We start from the raw sequence: 541 nt of genomic DNA, 5'->3' as shown, positions 1-541 counted from the left end.
GCGATAGCCAGTGATCGACATTAAACATTTATCGAAAACCTTTCAGAACGACACCATCCTGAATGATATCTCGTTCCACCTCGCGAAAGGGGACGTGATGGCGATTATTGGCTCTTCGGGCGCGGGGAAATCAACGCTGCTGCGCTGCATCAATCGCCTTGAACAGCCCGAACACGGCGAAGTGACCATCGCTGGCGAGGTGTTCAATCTTGCGACATTACCGCGTCGTGACTTGGTTCGTCTGCGACAGAGCACGGCCATGGTGTTCCAGCAATTCAGCCTGTTTCAGCAAAAAACGGCGCTGGAGAATGTAATGGAAGGCTTAACCATCGTCAAAAAATACCCGAAAGAAAAAGCAAAAAAGGTGGCGATGGCCCAATTAAAAAAGGTTGGGCTGGCTGAGCGTGCTGATTATTACCCACGCCACCTCTCCGGTGGGCAGCAGCAGCGGGTAGGGATAGCGCGCGCATTGGCGATGGAGCCGCAAATTTTGCTGCTGGATGAACCGACACCGGCACTGGACCCCCAATTGGTGAGGGTA

At 53.2% G+C, this 541-nt stretch carries 1 protein-coding gene; it reads left to right on the top strand.

Features of this window, described 5'->3' with window-relative positions:
• Window positions 1-10 precede the first annotated feature (10 nt).
• Window positions 11-541: amino acid ABC transporter ATP-binding protein (locus J5224_RS34755; RefSeq protein ID WP_264629358.1), on the top strand; the 531-nt coding region annotated here is incomplete at its 3' end.

The organism is Candidatus Symbiopectobacterium sp. NZEC135, from assembly GCF_025962695.1.
This window is presented reverse-complemented; position numbering and strand designations above follow the sequence as displayed.